An 18287-nucleotide genomic window follows, 5' to 3' on the forward strand; every position below is an offset into this window, starting at 1 on the left:
GTTCCCTCAGCAAGCATTTCTATGCACAAGATATTCCTAGGGCTTCAGAGATGGCAGGGGTACTTCGTAATATTCATTCGATGAAGCTTGGCTAAAAAATCTTAATGAGTTTTTAAAATGGTATTTAGCCATATGTTTGAGCGTAGCGAGTTTATGGCGTTCATTTTTAAAAGGAGTTTAGATTTTTCCAAGCTTTTGAGACGAATATGGAGAAGTAGCCCCTACCATCTATATCCCTAACCAAGTATTCTATGTGCAAGATATCCCTAGGGCTCCAAAAGTGGGAGAGACACTCCGTAGTATTCATTGGAAGGATTTTGACTGAAAAATCTTAGTGAGTTTTTTAAATGGATTTTAGCTGCATGTTTGAGCGTTAGCGAGTTTGCAGCGTTCATTTGAAAAAGGAGCTTAGATTTTTCCAAAATCATGACACGAATACGAAGGAGTGGCTCCCCCACCTATATCCCTAAGCCATCTTGCACTCTATGCTTGCTCCAAATTCACTTCATCCACTTGTTGAATCACATATTTAGCACCTACAATGCTATCTACTGCTGACTTTTCGCCAACGGCTCCAGTTGCCAGTACTGTATCCATAACGGCCTTAATCTGAGTTCCTTCAAGTGATTCACCCGGATTCGAAATCGTGATTGTCTCCTCTTTACCTGCTGGTGTACCAAATACAAGTACTAAACTTCTTTTTGTAATTTCCATATTCCTACCTCCTAAATTTGATTTATTCCATGTACTCTGTTTTTTCTCTATTAGACTGTCTTAATAAGCTGCTCTTCTGTTACCTTCATGATCTCTTCTAAGCTTTCTGCATTTAAGCTCCCAATCGCTTCCCCTAAGTTATAAAGGGATTCATCTGTTGCACTTTGGTTACAATGAGCCAGTGTCTGAGATCCTTTTGTAAATTTTAATACAACTTTTACTTCATCTTTTTTAGTGTTTACTGCCATTTTGCATTCCTCCTTGATTTTTTATTAAGCTCCGGTGCTTACACCTTATATATAGTCCTATGTCTCTCAAATTCCCCGAAAAATTTTTTCTAATTTTTTAAGTGCCCTTTCTTTACGTCCTGCAACTGCCTTAACCGTAATGCCTAACTCAATTGCTATTTCTCCAAGAAGTTTTTCTTCAAAATAAAACTTCCTTATAACGAGACATTCTGAAGGTTTCAATCTTTTCATACCTTCTTCCAATCTTTTATACTCTTCTTGCTGTACGACTTCTCTAACAAAATCATCTGCTGTGCCTGTAAGGTCACTATACCACTCTAAATCTTGATCCTGCATAAGATGAGCTCTCATTTTGTTACGATACTTTTTACCCCATCTATAAAGCACCATTTTATAGTAAGCTTCAAAAGGCACCCCTTTCAGCTGATCATAATGCTGTAAGGCTCTCATTAAGAGTAAATAGCTTTCTTGATATAAATCTTCTTGTTCATCATCCACATAACTTAGTTTTCTAGCCCAACTTTTCCACAAAGGAGCAAACTTATTCCACAATATGTAGATTTCTTCTTTTGTCATAACAAACCTTTCCGCTGCAGCTTGTTTAATTTGCGCACCCTTACTTTATCAAATTCATTTTCAAAAGAAGAATCCATACTTCGTCAAATTTTTATAATAATTTAACTTTTTATCCTAAATATTCTTGCAATTTATAAGAAGACTTACTATAATACTCTTAATACCAAACATATGTTCCACTTTATAATTTAAGGAGATGATGAGATGTATTATCTATGTCAGGCTATCGTTCCTTTCTACGATGATTATGGTCATAATATGACTTACACCTTACTTTCTGATGGCACAAAATCGACTTACTGCTTTCCTATTAAGAACTACATTTACCGTATGTTCTACCAACTTTATCTAGACCCTGTAGCTGTTAGGAACTGCTCTAGCCGCATTCTGCATTCAAAAGGTAACTTGCCTCTCTTACTTTCTCCGGCCTACATTTTTATTCCCGTTAAGATGCGCAAACCTATCGGACGCCAAGATGGTGCTTTCGGTTATGTTCTTGTTAGCGCCATCAAAAGCTATCAAGATGGTGTCATTACTTTTACTGATGGCACAACTCTCGCCACTTGCTCAAGCGATACCTATATCGCTCATAAAATGAAAGATGCTAAACTCCTTGGTTACGCCTATAAAGAAACGAGAGTACTATTAGAAGCATAACCAAGAATCCCGTCCAGGCTAGGTGATGATACTCTTCCAGCTTCTGTTTCCAGAATGCTAAGAATCTCTAAGCTTGATAGATGCATGAACGCTGCAAACTCGGCTACGCCTCAAACATACAGCTAAAAACCATGCATCTATCTTCACAAAGAGATTCTAGGTATTCCTTCAAAGGAAGCTTACAGAATATCCCACCTATCCTGTATAGGGCCTAAGCTTATTAACGCTACGTTTCGCTACGCTCCTCTTCACTCAAACAGTGTGACGAGATACATCACTTTTTCATATCATGTGTTTCTTGCCTGAAAGTTACGTAGGCATATTCCGGAGAATCCCTCACCACTCGCCCTCTTCTGTACTAGCGATAGAATCCAATGTAGGAAAGATGAAGGGATGTGGTCTACTCCTACGCAGGCTACTTTATGGAGGTGCGCTTAGAATGCGTTAGTGAGTGTGTGAACAAGGTACTTAGCGAATTGTTTGACCGAAGGGAGTTATGAGCGTTCTTGTGAATACCGAGCTTACACATTCTTAGCCACTGGAAGTGAAGCCGTAGTAGGAGTAGGCCACAGACCGACATCCTCCGAGAAGCAGGTGGAGGAGAATTCAATTACCACGACGCCCCTTCCTAAAAGCTCTATACTCTCCATACGCAAAAGAAGGAGTCGTTATACAACGACTCCTTCTTTTTTCATTTAAAATGGATACCAGAAGTATCCTATATTCGCTTTTAAAATAAGTCCAACAGCAATGAAGAGGATTCCAATTACAAGAGCTACAATGTCTAAGCGTGTAAAAGGCTCTCTTACATACCATGTTCTTGTTTTATCTTTACCAAATCCACGTAGATCCATAGCGTTAGAAACGACTTCAATACGATCAAGTGACCCAAGTACGAGCGGTATAAGGACGCTCATGTAATTCTTTAAGATGGTCATAACAGGCGCATCACCTCTCTTGAAGGCTACACCTCTTGCCTCTTGAGCCATAATGATGTGCTTTACTTCTGCCTGAATATCTGGCACATAACGAAGTGCAATACTTACGGTATAGGCCACTTTGTAAGGTACACCAATACGGTTTAAGCTGCTTGCAAATTTACTTGGATGTGTTGTAAATAAGAAAATCAGCGTAATCGGCAGTAAGGCAATATACTTACATGAAATCGTAAGGACATAAAATAAGTTTTCTAAAGTAAGGGTATAAAAACCTATTTTAAAAAGTACTGTTGTAGAACCTGCCAGCTCTGACCCATGGTTAGGTGTCAGGATAAGCAGCAGGATGGAGTTAAACAGGGTAAAGCCTAGAATAAATCCAATCAGTACACGCATGCGTCTAAATTCTATTTTGGAACAGTACAAAAGGATAGCCCCAATGACAATAAGGGCTAAAAAGATACGGATGTCCATAAACATGAAAGTAAAAATACTCCATAAGACAACCCATATGAGCTTCACACCGCCATCTAACTGATGAAGGAAAGAAGGCTTATCAATATATAATGAACCTGTATTATTCATGGGTTAATGTTCTCTCCCTTTTTGAATCACTTGCTTTAAGAATGTACTTTCATCTTCTACACCATAAAGTCTTGCTAATGTACTAATAGAAGTGTCTTTTAAGTTAGCTGTTTCCATAACTTCTTTTTGACTCAGTACATGATAAATGGTGTCGTCTGCTAAAATCTGTCCACTTGATAAAACAATAGCTCTATCTGCATATTCTAAAGCAAGCTGAATATCATGTGTAATCATGATCACTGTAATGCCTTCCTCTTTAAGCGTCATAAGGAAGTTCATAAACTCTGTATAGTTTTTATGGTCTTGGCCTGCTGTAGGCTCATCGAGCACAATCACTTTAGGTTTAAGTGCTAAGATCGAAGCAATGGTTACACGCTTTTTCTGACCATAGCTTAAAGAAGCTACTGGCCACTTTTTATAAGGCGCAAGTCCACATTTTTCTAAGGCTTCTGTAACTCTTACTTTAACCTCTTCTTCAGCATAACCAAAGTTACGAAGTCCGAAGGCTACTTCATCATAAATCATATATTTCGTAATCATATGATTTGGATTTTGCATCACATACCCTATCACGTCTGCACGTTTACGAATAGACCACTTGGTTATATCTTGCCCTTCATAACGTACTTCACCTTGATCTAACTTACAGAAACCTGTAAGGGCCTTTAATAAGGTCGATTTTCCTGCCCCATTATTGCCGAGAATAGCTAGGAACTCTCCTTTATATACGTTAAAGGAAATATCCTTTAAGATATTACCTCTTTCCTTATCATAAGCAAACTGTAAATTTTTACATTCAAGTAAAACTTCATGTTCATCTTTTTCCTGAGTAGGTTTTAAGTCCCCTAATACTTGCATGACTTTATCTTTATATTTTGTAAGCGTACTTATATCTGTTAGCGTGCTTTCTTCCTTTAAATCAATCTCACAGTTTTTAAGTACTTCTATATAAAGGGGCTCTCTTAAACCATTTTCTTCAAGTACACCGCTACGTAACACTTCATCTGGTGTGCCGTTAAAGACGATTTCACCTTTACTTACTAGTACCACTCGATCAAAATGATGCGAAAGTACATCTTCAATACGATGCTCCACTACAATAATTGTTTTATCCGTTCCTTTATGGAGGGCATCAATGGTATCCATAGCAAGCTGACCACTCATAGGGTCAAGGTTAGCTAAAGGCTCATCAAAAAGCAAGATATCTGTTTTCATAGCCATAACCCCTGCCATAGCTACCTTTTGCTTTTGACCACCACTTAAGTTTTGAGGACTTTGCTCACTAAAAGCCTCCATACTAAAGTTCTTTAGAATCTCTTCTACCTTTTCATGCATATGGGGTACAGGCATACTATCATTTTCAAAGGCAAAGGCCACATCTTCGCCTACGCTTAGTGCAATGAACTGACCATCTGCATCTTGAAGGATCGTTCCTACCTTTTTACTAATTGCCTCTAAGCTTTTGCCATATAAAGGCTCACCGTCTAATAAGAGTTCACCTGACATCTTTCCTTTATAAGCATGAGGAATAAGACCGTTCAGACAATGTGCAAGGGTCGATTTTCCACTTCCACTTGGTCCTGCGATTAATACTTTCTCGCCAGTTCCTATCCCCAGGTTAATATGCTTTAAGGTAGGATTTTTGAGATTATCATATTGAAATGAAAAATTTTTAAAACAAATACCCATCACACTGTCCTCCTTATATCGTAAATTTTATTATAAAATCTATATTTTCCTTTGTCAAATGCTCTAATATTCACCAATCTTTTTATATTCGTTTACATCTTTAAACATGTGTACTTGCCACTTCCCTCTGGCTTGTAAATCATAAGTGATATCAATAATATGCCATTCCCCTGTCTCTTCATCATAAACCTCATTCCAGGCGTGATACCCCTTGGCATTCGATGTATAACCTTTGACCAACTTCACAGGAATACCTTGACTCCTTAACAGGACTGCATAAAGTGAGGCAAAATCATAACAAATCCCCGTCTTCTCCTCAACAATCTTATCAATATCAGGAAGGTACGTACTGGGCAAGGTGGCAAGTTTATCATAATCATAAGTATACTCCCTTATCACATAATCATACAAACGCCTTACGCATTCATTCTTCTGCTCTATTCCCTGGGTAATTTTTTCCCCTTCTTTGACTGCCATAGACGATTCCTGCCAATCAATATTTTGAATAGAATTAAGGTATACCTCCTCAATTTTTTCCATATTCAGCTCCACCTCTGTACACTTAACCAATCTAAATTTATCCGCCTTCGTATTTTCTAAGACACTAATTTTGTAGGTGCCATTCCCCATTTGAAGAGGATAAGTATCCACCTTCCCCCCTTCATCTAAATTATAAACATACTTCCCCTCTCCCCTTCCCAATGATCACCTTAAGTCTCCTTTTATTAGGGCTTACATAGCTTATATGTACAATACCTTTATCGATATCCTTTTGGTCGATGACCACTTGGTTCGCATCAAGGTTTATCTTTAGAAAACTTAATCCTATTATAATAAATACGATACTTTTATAAAACCAGCTTTTCATAGCTTTCAGCCTCCCTCTAAATTACTCTCTTTTTATACTTAGTATATGCTAAATGAAGACTTATTGTCTAAATTTGTACCACCTTCCTACTTCATATTTTCTGTTTACACATAAAAAACAGCTACCTTGCTCCCTAAGCTTAGCAACTGTTTTCTATGATTGTATCTGTTACTCTATAAGTTGTCCCCTTAACTAAAATCGCAGTCATATTATATCGCAATTTTAACAATTTAATACATTTTGTATTATCTATTGTATTTATATACTTATAATATTCTTTATCAATTTATAATTTCTATGTTATATCAATCAACGAACAAGCAAAAACTTTAATAGGTTATGAATTATTTACAATTCTTCCTACCTTTTTCTACATTTTTAAACATAATAATTGATGCATTTTTTTACTTGTGTTAAAATTAATATGCTTAAAAATTTATGGGGAGGGCTTGCTATGCCTATTATTTACAAATCAATCTTATTAATGAGTGATATTATTCTTATTAATATTGCTTTTTTTGTTGCGCTCTTTTTGCGCTTTGAGGGATTCATTCCAGCACAATACTTAAAAGCTTACGCTGCTCAGTGGATTGTTCTTACTTTAATCCATCTTATTATCAATATTGCCTTTAAACTCCATAAGTGTTTACTTCGCTATATTACAAGCCGTGAGTTACTCTACATAGGAGGCGCAACTTGCTTATCTTCTCTGCTCTTTTTTATTTATGGTAATGTTACCGATGTCACTTTTCCATTAAGTGTTTACCTTATCTATACCAGCTTAGTTCTTTTGCTACTCATTTTGTCACGCTTTAGCTACAAATTTGTTAACCGTATTTTAAGCAAATTCTCTAAGAGTTATAATGCCTTAAAAGGACATCTTAATGGTACCACGAAAAATAGAGTTCTTCTCATTGGCGCTGGAGATGCTGCTGCTCTTATTATTAAAGAATCTAAAAAAAATCCAAATCATACCTATAAAATTGTAGCCGCTCTAGATGATAATCGCACCAAACACTTCTCTTCATTAAATGGTGTGCCTATTAGAGGGCCTATCGAAAATATACAAAAATTTGTAGAAATCTATAACGTGGATACCATTATTTTAGCGATGCCTTCTATAGGCCGTGAACGTACTTCAGAAATCTTAAATCTTTGCAGCGAAACCAACTGTCACCTTAAGATTTTCTCTGGTATTTCAAGTGCTATTAATGAAGAGGATCAGACTTATCAAGTACGCAGTGTCCGAATCGAAGACTTACTTGGACGTGATGAAATCGTTTTAGACTCTACTAAAATCGAAAATGACATTACAAATCGTACCGTACTTGTAACAGGTGGAGGCGGCTCAATTGGCTCCGAGCTTTGTAGACAAATTAGTAGTTTTAATCCAAGTCGCCTTATTATCTTTGATATTTATGAAAATAATGCTTATGATATCCAAAATGAGCTCCTTCTTAAGGGCTTTCCAAGAGAATCTCTTACTGTCCTCATTGGCTCTGTAAGGGATAAAATAAAACTTAATGAAATTTTTGAAACTTACCAACCTGATTTAGTCTTCCATGCTGCTGCGCATAAACATGTCCCCCTTATGGAAGATAGCCCGAGCGAAGCCATTAAAAACAATGTCTTTGGGACTTATAATGTAGCCCTTTGTGCAAGGGAGTATAAGGTTAAAAAGTTTGTCCTCATCTCTACCGATAAAGCCGTTAATCCAACCAATGTCATGGGGGCTACAAAACGCTTATGTGAACTTATTGTCCAATCAATTAATAAGACTACCAAACATACAGACTTTGTTGCTGTACGTTTTGGCAATGTACTCGGTAGTAATGGGAGTGTTATCCCACTCTTTAAGCGTCAGTTAGAAGCAGGTGGTCCACTAACGGTTACACATCCTGATATTATCCGTTACTTTATGACGATTCCAGAAGCTGTGCGTCTTATCCTTCAAGCTATGTCTTTTGCTGAAGGAGGCGAAATTTTTGTTTTAGATATGGGGCAACCTGTTAAAATTTTAGATTTAGCCCTTAACTTCATTCGCCTATCCGGTCTTGAACCTTATAAAGATGTGGACATTGTCTTCTCCGGCCTTAGACCAGGTGAAAAACTCTTTGAAGAACTCCTTATGGACGAAGAAGGTATAACAAATACCTCTTCTGATAAAATCTTCATTGGCAAACCAAGTGATATCACCTTTGCCGAACTTAATCAGTCACTTCATTACTTACATAACGCTTTAGAATCAGACTGTGACTTACGTGAGGCACTTCATCACGTGGTACCAACTTATCGCATCTCACCTAATGGATGTACAGAGTTAAGGCCAAATCAAGAAACAAAAGTTTCTTAGTCTTTTTAAAGCTAAAAGAAGGAGGTTGTAAAATCCTTTACAACCTCCTTCTCTCTTTTCATCTAAAACCATATGCCAAATCTTTTCTTTAAAGGAGTTGGTCTTTCACATGTAACGGCCTCTCCTTTATAAAGAGATTCCCCTATTTGTAACATATTGGCTACCATCTGCCCACCATGCTGCATCTCTATGAGCCTATAACCTTCCTTAATAGGCATAAGGCCTTTTGCTCTATGCACATCTGAACCGAGTATATGTATCATATGATGTTTTAATAATTTATGGGCTAACTTATATTTACTCGACTTCTTCTGTAAAGAATAGGTATTCATTTGCAATAAAGCACCCATTTCTATAAAACGCAGAAGCTGATTCGGGTCTTCCATCACTGTATCATAGCGTTCCACATGGGCAATCACAGGAATAAGTTTATGGTTATCAATGATATTTTGCACACTTGTATAAATCCAATCAGACCATTTACTATAAGGCATCTCAAGCAAAATATACTTTGTTCCTGTAATACAGAGTGCTTCTAAGTTCTCTATTTTCCATGTATCAACAGATAAGAGTACTTCAGCTCCTTTTTTAAGCTTTACCTGACCCAGTAAGCCTTCAGCTTGTAGTGCCTGTTCAAACTGCTCTGCAGCTAAGTCTCTACGCTGAAGAAACGCCTCTAATTGATCATCTGGATAGAAGTGCGGCGTCGCTACAAGAGCTTGTACACCTTCTTGATGTTGTTGCTTAAAGATCGCTAGAGATTCTTCTACGCTTCTACTCCCGTCATCTATAGCGGGCAAAATATGTGTATGAAAATCAATCATTCTATTGCTCCTCACTCTCTACTTGTTAACTCGTGTATAATTTTATTATACCCATTCTATTTCAGGAGGTACACTATGAAAAAATATATTTTTCTATCTTTCTTACTCCTTATAGGTACCGTAGGCTTCATCTTTAGCCTCTCTATGCAGGATGCTACACACTCAAATGCCCTAAGTCAGGAAACGACACGTATCCTAGCTACGCTTATCGAAGCACTACCTATTCCTTCGAGCTTCACGTTAACCCTCACGAACAACTTTATACGTGACCTTGCACATATGGGCTTATTCTTTATCCTTGGATGCATAAGCCTTTTAACCTGCTCTCTTGGCCATGTAGGTTATGTGAAGTCTACCCTTTTCACCTTATTCTTTGGCATGCTTACAGCTCTCTGTGATGAACTGATTCAGCTAAACTCTATAGGGCGCGCCTTTGAATGGGTAGACTGGGCTAAGGATATGCTCGGTATTTCTTGTAGCCTTGTTCTTTTTTCCATTGCTTACGGTTTCTTTCATTTATTTAAACGCTTTAAACAAAAAAGCACTTAGAACTAAGTTCTAAGTGCTTTTCTCATAAAGGCGGCAACCAGATTTGAACTGGTGATGAAGGTGTTGCAGACCTCTGCCTTACCACTTGGCTATGCCGCCCCATTTCTTATCTTTATTATACTCTATTTTTATCTATCTGGCAAGACTGTACTTGCGTTAAGACAAGCTAAATATTTTTAAAATTTTTCGGGGAATTTTCCTTACTTAGGACTATATAGGAGGTGTATGTAAATCATCAATTAAAACTTAGGAGGATTACAAATGAAAACACTGAAATATTGCCCCCAGCTTAATGCCTTTACAGGAAGTATTACTGCAAGCTTACTCATGTGCCAACTGGAATACTGGTTTAACCATACCAATGGAGAGGCTTTTTATAAATTTTTAGAGCCTTGTCAGGACGAGCATTACCACATAGGAGATAGCTGGATCGAAGAGATGGGCTTTACCAAGACAGAGTTTCGCACAGCCTTTAAGCATATTGGCAAGATCTATAAATCCAAAACGGAATTTCTAAAGAGTAAGGATAAGTTTTGCGGCAAGCTCTATCTCTCTTACTATGACCGTATTAAGAAACTTACCTACTACCTGCGTAATAATGATGAAGCCTCTTCACTTCTTAGAAATTTAGAAGATAGACTTCCTTATTCATTAGACTATACTTCTTCAACAGATTATACACCAGAATCATGTAGACAGACTCTACAGACTAGCTCTGCTTCAGCTAACCCTCAAACTATGCACACCCCTCACACATCTGAACCTGATTATCCACAAATCCTCCACCTTTTCCACACCAACTGCCCTAGCTTGGCTCAAGTGTCCTATCTGTCTCATAAGTGTCAAAAACTCCTTGCTTCACTCTGTGACCAAATTAGGGAGAAAGGCTTAGACCTTTTCATCACACTGGAACAAGGCTTTAAAATGGTGGAGCAATCTGACTTTCTATGTGGGAGAGGCAAATTCCATAAATGGCGCGCCCTCTTTAGCTGGATTATTCGGCCGGATAAGTTCTTTACCATCTTAGAAGGGGCTTACCTCCCCTTCCAACAACCTCCTGCACTCACATCTAGCCCTACACCCTATGTTTCTCCTTCAGCGCCTTCACTGACTATGCAGCAACCTTCTTCTAAGCCTCCTCATAAGTTTATGCGTATGTATACCCATAACTTTGATATTCAAGAACTTGAGGCCAATGAATCCGCCTATTTAGATGCCCATTATGGCCCCCTTTAAAATTTCTTTAAAAAAAATCGGGGAATTTCTCCTACATAGGACTATATAGTCTATGTAAAATGCAAAACACATCCTAGGCAGTGCATGCATCTTACATTTTGTAAGCCATTTTCCTTATTCGAGTCCCCCCTTCTCGTATAAGGCATTCTGGCTTACACCCCTTCTGGTCTATGCCGTGGCAGCAAGGCCAGTAAGGTTTCCTATTCTTAGCACTTCTTATACTTTAAGCCTTTGGCAAAAGTAACGGAAAGGTAAGCCTATCCTACGACACCTCTATACGTCCCTAGGTGCTACCTCCCACCTGGCCCTTATACATGCACGGGCATCCCTGTAAGCGGCAGGTGCGGATTATACCCACCAGGTCCCTATAGCGGGTCAGCAGAGCGGTTTCTCCCTTCCATCCCTTAAGTCCACTGGCTTTACCATTAAGATGCTACTTCTGCCACACCTAAAAAGCCAAGCCTATGCAGTGTTTTAAAGGGGGAACTGTCATAGTGCTTGGCTTTTTGTGCTTACGCATTTACTATTCGATTGATCTTTGATTTGAAAGGAGAAAATCCATCATGCAAATATCCCAAGCTGGAATCGAACTCATCAAACACTTCGAAGGCTGTAAGCTTACTGCCTATAAGTGCCCCGCAGGTGTATGGACCATTGGCTGGGGAACTACAGAACCTATTCATGGCATTCGCCCTCACGAAGGTATGCGTATTACCCAGCAGCAAGCTGATACATTACTCCTAGACCATCTTAAATCCTATGAGCAAGCAGTCAAGACCTCTGTCACCTATCCTATCCACCAAAATCAATTTGATGCTTTAGTCAGCTTTACTTATAATTGCGGCAAGGGCGCTCTTAAAACCAGTACACTCCTTAAAAAGCTTAACCAAGGAGACATCCTGGGTGCTGCCCAGGAATTTTTACGCTGGAATAAAGCTGGTGGTCAAGTATTACAAGGCCTTACTAGAAGGCGTACTGCAGAAATGGAACGCTTTTTAACCCCACCTGAAGATCCCCTCTATGAGCGGGCTATAGACACCTTGGTAGAAGCTCAGATTATTACCTCACCACAGATTTGGAAAGACAGGACTTATACCCAGGCAAACGTCCGAGACCTTATGATTAAGGTTGCAACCAAAATGTAGTTTCTCTATACAGTTTCCAATTAAAATAGGCAGAGATAACGAGGTGTTATCTCTGCCTATTTTAATATGCTTATTCAACGACTACTTCGGCTATAACTGTTACACTATTGCCTGCATAATCTACAGCAGTAAGTGGCACATTGTAGGTGCCTTTTGTAGAAGTATCCAGTTCTGATAAATCGGCTGTGATGGTAGCCTTAATATCGAGACCATCTTTATCGAAAGCAGATTCTACAAAGTCATTCTTCCAATTAATAGCCGCAGTATCTTCATCCAGTTTAAGGGTGCGATAATCTGCTTTTAAAGTAATGGTCGGCTCAGTCGTATTATTAGGATCATATAGGGTTACTTTAAACTGAGACTGTCTCGTATTTTCTGCAGAATCTGTCATACTTACTCTAATCCCTTCTGTGTAGTCACCTACCTTATTAAAGTCAATAGTACTTGTATCAAATGTTGCCTGCGTCATATCTAATGGTCCATCTATATTATCTTTCGCTGTAAAGTAAGTCTTCCAGTCCACAGATTGAGGGTCTACACCGACCTCAAATACAAGTGCCTTATCTTCGACTTGTTCAATAACCGGTTTAATATTATCACGTGCCTGATCAAAACTTAAAAGGGTTTGCATCTCTTCAATCTTCTGAACAATATCCCCTTTCTTAGCCTCAACAGCGATTGCATAATCACTTGTGCCAAAACCATAAAGTGCATCTCCTGCAATACTCATAAATGGCCAGTAAACACCTGTTGTAAGACCCAGTTCTGTAACAGGCGTCTTAGTCGTTTCATAAATTTCTAGCATATCTTGCCCAATTTCAGGATGGAACACATCAAAAGTATTCATAAACCAAGAATCAACGCCTTCTTCAACACCAAGTTCTTTATCACGTTCACGATAAAGCTCGCTACAAATCTCCCAGTATCTTCTTACTGCCTTAATCGCTACGCCTACTTTCTCCTCTGGAACACCTCTTAAAACACCAAAACTTTCCCCTGGTGTACAAGATAATACATACTCTGGGTCATCTGGTGCCATATGATCAGGCCTTGGGAAAGGAATAATACCGATAGACTGTCCCCACTCTGCCAGTTTAGGAGAAATATAACTTAAACGCCATGTTTCAATATTGGAAAAAACACTTTCCCCACGTTCAAAAGCACCCGCTTGATCACTATAAACAGGTGAACTGGTTCCTTCAGCAAGGGTTGTTTTTAATAATCTTGTATGGATTAAATCGCCTATATAATTAACCGTTTCAATAGTTCTAGGTGTATCAATTTCTAAACCTTTAGCGCCATAGATACTACTTCCATTGGCGTGAAGTGCCTGAACTAAAGCTTCTGTATAATCTGTCCAATACGCTTCTATTCTTTGCTCTGGTCTTTCTGGTGCCTGACTATTGGCAAAATGCGCATCAATCTTTGCTAAGTAATCTTTAAAAACACTCCAAGTCCATTTACCTTGTTTATATAAGTCTGTCGGGTAAACAGTCTTACCATTTTCTTTAAGCGCATCGACTTCTTCTAGGTAAGAAATATTAAAAACAAGAGGGGAAAGCGGCCTGCCCATTGGGGAATCCTCAATAAAGTAATAATGCCCATAGATAGGTGGCATAGGATTGTCTCCTAATAAGTCTACATAATCATCAAGAGGCTGCAAGACATTCTGTCCTAGGATAGTACCCTGACCATTAGTCCAGATACGTGCCACATCACAAATAGGATCTCCAGATAACACACTTTGAAGCAAAACTTCTGTTACATCTCCTGTATACTGAACAAACTCAAGCTCTACATTCATTTCTTCTTTCAGCTGTTCTAATGCCTGAATCTTAATCAGCCTGTTCTCCTCATCCATGACATATTCTCCTGTCACAGGGTCCTTATAATAAGGATCTTCCTCACTGGCTACATGAGAACCATAACGTATCACAATAGGTGCTTCCTCATGCTTTGCCTCCTCTTCCTTCTCCTGTTTCGTAGGCTTTGTTTGACCACTGTTTTGGGCAGGGGCCTTTGCGCTCGAACATCCTGATAAGACCATACTTGCTACGACTCCTAATGTGAGCATCTTTCTTAATTTTTTAAACATCCCTTACTCCCCTTTCTTATTTTTACCTCTAAGACATTTTATACAAATCTCCTTTTTAAGTTTCCTATTTTTTGTAAATTTTTACTTCTTCTAAAGTAAATTCTATTTATATTCCTATATATATGTTATGATTTATCAGCTTTAATTATCAATATTTTTTATATTCAAATATCTTATTACTCCTTTATGAGCTCTCCTCTATCTATCCAGTCATTGCTTCACCTAAAATACAAAGAGTCCTAGATAACTTCGTTATCTAGGACTCTTTTCTCCTTCTATTTAGGAATTAAAGAAAGGTAATAGGCTTTCTTTAATCTTTTTTCTGTATAATAGGCCTGTCTCATGGTCTCTACAATGTCATAGTCTGCTCCTATAGCTACAAGTTCTTCTTTTAAATGATGGAGGACATTCTCGACTTCACCATCACACTGACTTTCTAGTGCTAAGCCCTTCTGCACAAAAGGCATGCCTACGCTCATCATCTTCTTCACCGTACGTTGGTCACTTGGAATGGCTCTTAGTGCCTGCATCCCTCTTGCTTCTAATTCTCCTAGTAAACCAAGATATTTCGCTTGAAGCTCATACATTTTTACTGTAGAGGCTTTAACGAGATCACTTTCCTTCTTAGATACAGTCTGAGGTGTCGTTTCAGGTTTAGCTTCAGGTGTATCCTGAGATTCTAATCCTTCTTCCTTCGTTCCTGCCTCTTCCTCATTCCTTGTAGGCATCATACGTTCCACAGCTTCTTCTAAGGAGAGTTCTCCCTTTTTCACTTGTTCTTCCTCCTCGGGTGTAAGTCTTCTTATAGACTCCAGATCATACTTTTCTAGAACCCTCTCTACTTCCTGTTTCGTAGACTGTATTTGACTGCCTAATTCCTCTGGATTATAATACATCGCTTCATATACCGCTTGTAGGTTTTCCCTTTGCCATAGGGCTACTCCCCCTAATCCAAGAAGTACCATGCCTATCGCTACAAAGGTTATTTTCTGCCATTTTTTCATTTGTGTCCCCCTTACTCTTTACACCTATTTTATATTACAGTATAAGATTAACACAAGCATTGGCTACAAATCTAGAATACCTCTTACACATTTTAGTCTTTATACATGAGTACACAAAAAAATATTTACATGCAAATCTAAGTATGCTATAGTGTTATCTATATTACAGTATAATTGTATACAATTATAATCCAAACACTTTAATAGGACGTGACGGATATGACATTTCAATTTGATATCTATCAAACAATGGCACTTGTTGCTGTAGTTTTTTATTTAGGAAAATATCTTAAAAATCGCATACCTTTATTCACTAAATATTGTATTCCTCCAGCCGTTGTAGGTGGTTTCCTCTTTGCCTTAGTGATTCTCTTTTTTAATCAAACAGGCCTAGTTACGCTTGTACTGGATACGACGCTTCAAAATATTTTTATGACAGCTTTCTTTACCAGTATAGGCTTTACAGCAAGTATTAAGATCCTTCAAAAAGGTGGTATTAAAGTGATTACCTTTTTACTCGTTTCGACTGTACTTGTTATTTTACAGAACATTGTAGGGGTTACACTGGCTAGCCTCTTTGATTTATCCCCATTACTTGGACTTGCTACAGGTTCCATTCCGATGGTGGGTGGTCATGGTACTTCTGGCTCTTTTGGACCCATGCTTGAATCCCTGGGTGTAAGCAGCGCAACGACCGTTTCATTTGCTTCTGCTACTTTCGGTCTTATTATGGGAAGTATCATCGGTGGTCTTGTGGCAAGAGGGCTTATCCTTCGTCATAAACTTGAAACACCTCATACAAACCCTGCAGGCGGTTATAACGAAGAAAACTCGGATATTTTATCCCTTAAAAAGCTTATGTCTGCTGCTTGCTTCCTTTTTATCGCTATGGGACTTGGCTCTATTGTATCTTCTGCTCTTGAAGGAATTGGACTTGCCTTTCCATCTTATATAGGCGCTATGATTGTGGCAGCTGTTATGCGTAACCTTTATGATTTTAGACATAAAGCCTTAGCTGAAGCAGAAATAGAAGCCTTAGGAAGCTTAAGTTTATCTTTCTTTTTAACTATGGCACTTATGGGACTTAAACTTTGGGAACTTTTCGACCTGGCTCTTCCACTGCTTGTCATGCTTCTTGCTCAAGTTCTTTTAGCAGGTGCTTTTGCTTACTTTATTACTTACCGTGTTATGGGCAAAAACTATGAAGCAGCCGTCTTTGCCTCTGCCCTATGTGGCTTTGGAATGGGCGCAACCCCTAATGCTATTGCCAATATGGATGAGCTTACGAATCGTTACGGCTTTTCTCCTACACCTTATTTGGTCGTTCCGATTGTCGGTTGCCTTTTCATTGATTTTGTCAATTCCACTGTTATTACCATCTTTATTAATTTACTTCATTAAAAAAAGGTATCTTACTTTTAGGGTAAGATACCTTTTTTCTTAGAAAATACTTAATTCCAGTGCATCTGAAAGATAAGAGAGCATCTTGATCCCACCTGTCGAATTCCCTTTTTCATCAAGGGCAGGGCCATATACCCCTATTCCTAGCTTATTAGGGACAGTAGCCAGTATACCGCCGCCTACACCAGACTTAGCCGGTACACCTACTTGAACAGCAAATTCACCTGATGCATCGTATAAACCACACGTCGTCATAATCGCTGTTACCATTCGTGTAATGGATTTAGGAATGATTTGTTTACCTGTTTCTAGACAAATGCCATTGTTACTATAAAGGGCACCTATTCTTGCTAAGTCCTTACAAGTCATTTCCATAGCACATTGCTTAAAATAAACGTGGATTAAAGCCTCTACGTCTTCCAAAATAACGCCACAACTTTTCATAAAATAAGCAAGTGACCTATTTCTATCTCCTGTCTGAGCTTCTGATTTGTAAACAGCTTCATTAATCCCAATACTAGCATTCCCAGATACAAGCCTAGCAAATTCTACAATCCTTTCAATTTGCTCTGTTCCATCCTTCCCGCCTATAAGAGAGGTGGTGGCTATAGCCCCTGCATTAATCATAGGATTAAGAGGCTTTTGAAGACTTTTAAGCTCCAGCTTAACGATAGAATTAAAAGGATCACCTGTCGCTTCCATACCTACTTTTTCAAAGACCTTATCCGGTCCATTATCCATTAAAGCTAAAGTTAAAACCAGTACTTTAGAAATACTCTGTATCGTAAACTTTTTCTCGTAATCCCCTACACCATATGCATCGCCCTCTAAAGTTTCTATATAAATACCAAGGTCTGTAGCCGGCACTTTTTGTAATTCTGGTATATAACCTGCACTCTTTCCTAAATGGGTATATTTTTTTCCATGTTCTAAGGCTTGTTGTAATATTTTTTCCATGTCTCCCTCCCAGATATTGACGTAAAATCTTTTATCTTATTTTACTTCAAATTCTCTTATCTATGTGGATTATCATGAAATTTATCCCTTATGAATCATAACCACCCGTCTAACGGGTGGTTTGCTCTAGCCCTATAAGGGCATGTTACTAGCAATGCCTTAAGGCATATTGAATAGTTCGCCAACTGCATATTTTTTCAAGCAGCCTCTAAAGAGGCTCTTTTATTTGCTCTTTTTTACCGGCTCACCCGTAAACGGGTCCATATATTCTTTAATTGTCATTTGTTCTTCTATTAATGTAGATTTTCAAGCTGTTCTGACCCACTTTTTTTAAAATTTACGTTTAAATTAGACCCAGGTCTTGTAACTAGTAAATCTAGATATTTATACTTAAAGTTGACCCACCCTAGATTTACACCTAGAATTGACCCACTTCCTTACAATGTTTTTA

General features: G+C 38.4%; 17 protein-coding genes and 1 tRNA gene. 6 read left to right on the plus strand and 12 right to left on the minus strand.

The window, feature by feature from the left end:
• Window positions 1-483: 483 nt before the first annotated feature.
• From H8718_RS04695 to H8718_RS04705, 3 genes are all read right to left on the minus strand, one after another.
• Window positions 484-714 (minus strand): DUF2922 domain-containing protein, encoded by a 231-nt coding sequence (locus H8718_RS04695; protein ID WP_249331939.1) that lies wholly within the window; start codon window positions 712-714, stop codon window positions 484-486.
• Window positions 715-764: 50 nt separating this feature from the next.
• Entirely contained in the window at window positions 765-962 is a 198-nt protein-coding gene (locus H8718_RS04700) for a DUF1659 domain-containing protein (protein ID WP_249331941.1), read from the minus strand.
• A 66-nt stretch (window positions 963-1028) separates the two neighbouring features.
• Entirely contained in the window at window positions 1029-1538 is a 510-nt protein-coding gene (locus tag H8718_RS04705; protein ID WP_249331942.1) for a sigma-70 family RNA polymerase sigma factor, read from the minus strand.
• 204 nt (window positions 1539-1742) lie between these two features.
• On the opposite strand from H8718_RS04705, the gene H8718_RS04710 reads away from it, so the two are divergent.
• Entirely contained in the window at window positions 1743-2195 is a 453-nt protein-coding gene (locus H8718_RS04710; protein WP_249331944.1) for a hypothetical protein, read from the plus strand.
• A 695-nt stretch (window positions 2196-2890) separates the two neighbouring features.
• Here H8718_RS04710 and H8718_RS04715 read toward each other — a convergent pair.
• From H8718_RS04715 to H8718_RS04730, 4 genes are all read right to left on the minus strand, one after another.
• Complete coding sequence (locus H8718_RS04715; RefSeq protein WP_249331946.1) at window positions 2891-3715, minus strand: energy-coupling factor transporter transmembrane component T family protein; 825 nt, start codon at window positions 3713-3715, stop codon at window positions 2891-2893.
• Window positions 3716-3718: 3 nt separating this feature from the next.
• On the minus strand, window positions 3719-5404 hold the full coding sequence (locus H8718_RS04720) for an ABC transporter ATP-binding protein (protein WP_249331948.1): 1686 nt from the start codon (window positions 5402-5404) through the stop codon (window positions 3719-3721).
• Between the two features lie 63 nt (window positions 5405-5467).
• Window positions 5468-6055, minus strand: coding sequence for a transglutaminase-like domain-containing protein (locus H8718_RS04725; protein WP_249331949.1), 588 nt, complete (start codon window positions 6053-6055; stop codon window positions 5468-5470).
• A gap of 19 nt (window positions 6056-6074) precedes the next feature.
• A complete protein-coding gene (locus H8718_RS04730; RefSeq protein WP_249331950.1) occupies window positions 6075-6272 on the minus strand; it encodes a hypothetical protein in 198 nt (65 codons plus the stop codon).
• Between the two features lie 454 nt (window positions 6273-6726).
• On the opposite strand from H8718_RS04730, the gene H8718_RS04735 reads away from it, so the two are divergent.
• Window positions 6727-8625 carry a polysaccharide biosynthesis protein gene (locus H8718_RS04735; RefSeq protein ID WP_249331952.1) on the plus strand — a complete coding sequence of 633 codons (1899 nt, stop codon included), beginning with the start codon at window positions 6727-6729 and terminating at the stop codon, window positions 8623-8625.
• A 62-nt stretch (window positions 8626-8687) separates the two neighbouring features.
• Here the strand turns inward: H8718_RS04735 and H8718_RS04740 are convergent, their stop codons facing one another.
• The gene (locus tag H8718_RS04740; RefSeq protein WP_249331954.1) at window positions 8688-9449 is read right to left on the minus strand and encodes a tyrosine-protein phosphatase; all 762 of its coding nucleotides are present in this window, start codon (window positions 9447-9449) and stop codon (window positions 8688-8690) included.
• 75 nt (window positions 9450-9524) lie between these two features.
• On the opposite strand from H8718_RS04740, the gene H8718_RS04745 reads away from it, so the two are divergent.
• Window positions 9525-9998, plus strand: a complete 474-nt coding sequence (locus H8718_RS04745) for a VanZ family protein (RefSeq protein WP_249331956.1) — start codon at window positions 9525-9527, stop codon at window positions 9996-9998.
• A 28-nt stretch (window positions 9999-10026) separates the two neighbouring features.
• Here H8718_RS04745 and H8718_RS04750 read toward each other — a convergent pair.
• Window positions 10027-10097 (minus strand) — tRNA-Cys (locus tag H8718_RS04750).
• 162 nt (window positions 10098-10259) lie between these two features.
• Between H8718_RS04750 and H8718_RS04755 the strand changes: the two genes are divergently transcribed.
• Window positions 10260-11234 carry a hypothetical protein gene (locus H8718_RS04755; RefSeq protein ID WP_249331957.1) on the plus strand — a complete coding sequence of 325 codons (975 nt, stop codon included), beginning with the start codon at window positions 10260-10262 and terminating at the stop codon, window positions 11232-11234.
• 563 nt (window positions 11235-11797) lie between these two features.
• Window positions 11798-12379 carry a lysozyme gene (locus H8718_RS04760; protein WP_249331958.1) on the plus strand — a complete coding sequence of 194 codons (582 nt, stop codon included), beginning with the start codon at window positions 11798-11800 and terminating at the stop codon, window positions 12377-12379.
• A 70-nt stretch (window positions 12380-12449) separates the two neighbouring features.
• Here the strand turns inward: H8718_RS04760 and H8718_RS04765 are convergent, their stop codons facing one another.
• Entirely contained in the window at window positions 12450-14474 is a 2025-nt protein-coding gene (locus H8718_RS04765; protein ID WP_249331960.1) for a hypothetical protein, read from the minus strand.
• 275 nt (window positions 14475-14749) lie between these two features.
• Complete coding sequence (locus H8718_RS04770; RefSeq protein ID WP_249331961.1) at window positions 14750-15478, minus strand: hypothetical protein; 729 nt, start codon at window positions 15476-15478, stop codon at window positions 14750-14752.
• A 219-nt stretch (window positions 15479-15697) separates the two neighbouring features.
• On the opposite strand from H8718_RS04770, the gene gltS reads away from it, so the two are divergent.
• Window positions 15698-16879: a sodium/glutamate symporter gene (gltS, locus tag H8718_RS04775; RefSeq protein WP_249331963.1), complete on the plus strand. Its 1182-nt coding sequence runs from the start codon at window positions 15698-15700 to the stop codon at window positions 16877-16879.
• Between the two features lie 39 nt (window positions 16880-16918).
• Here the strand turns inward: gltS and glsA are convergent, their stop codons facing one another.
• A complete protein-coding gene (glsA, locus tag H8718_RS04780) occupies window positions 16919-17836 on the minus strand; it encodes a glutaminase A (RefSeq protein WP_249331964.1) in 918 nt (305 codons plus the stop codon).
• Window positions 17837-18287: the final 451 nt, after the last annotated feature.

This window comes from Zhenhengia yiwuensis (genome assembly GCF_014384995.1).
In the GTDB taxonomy this organism is placed as follows: Bacteria; Bacillota; Clostridia; order Lachnospirales; family Cellulosilyticaceae; genus Zhenhengia; species Zhenhengia yiwuensis.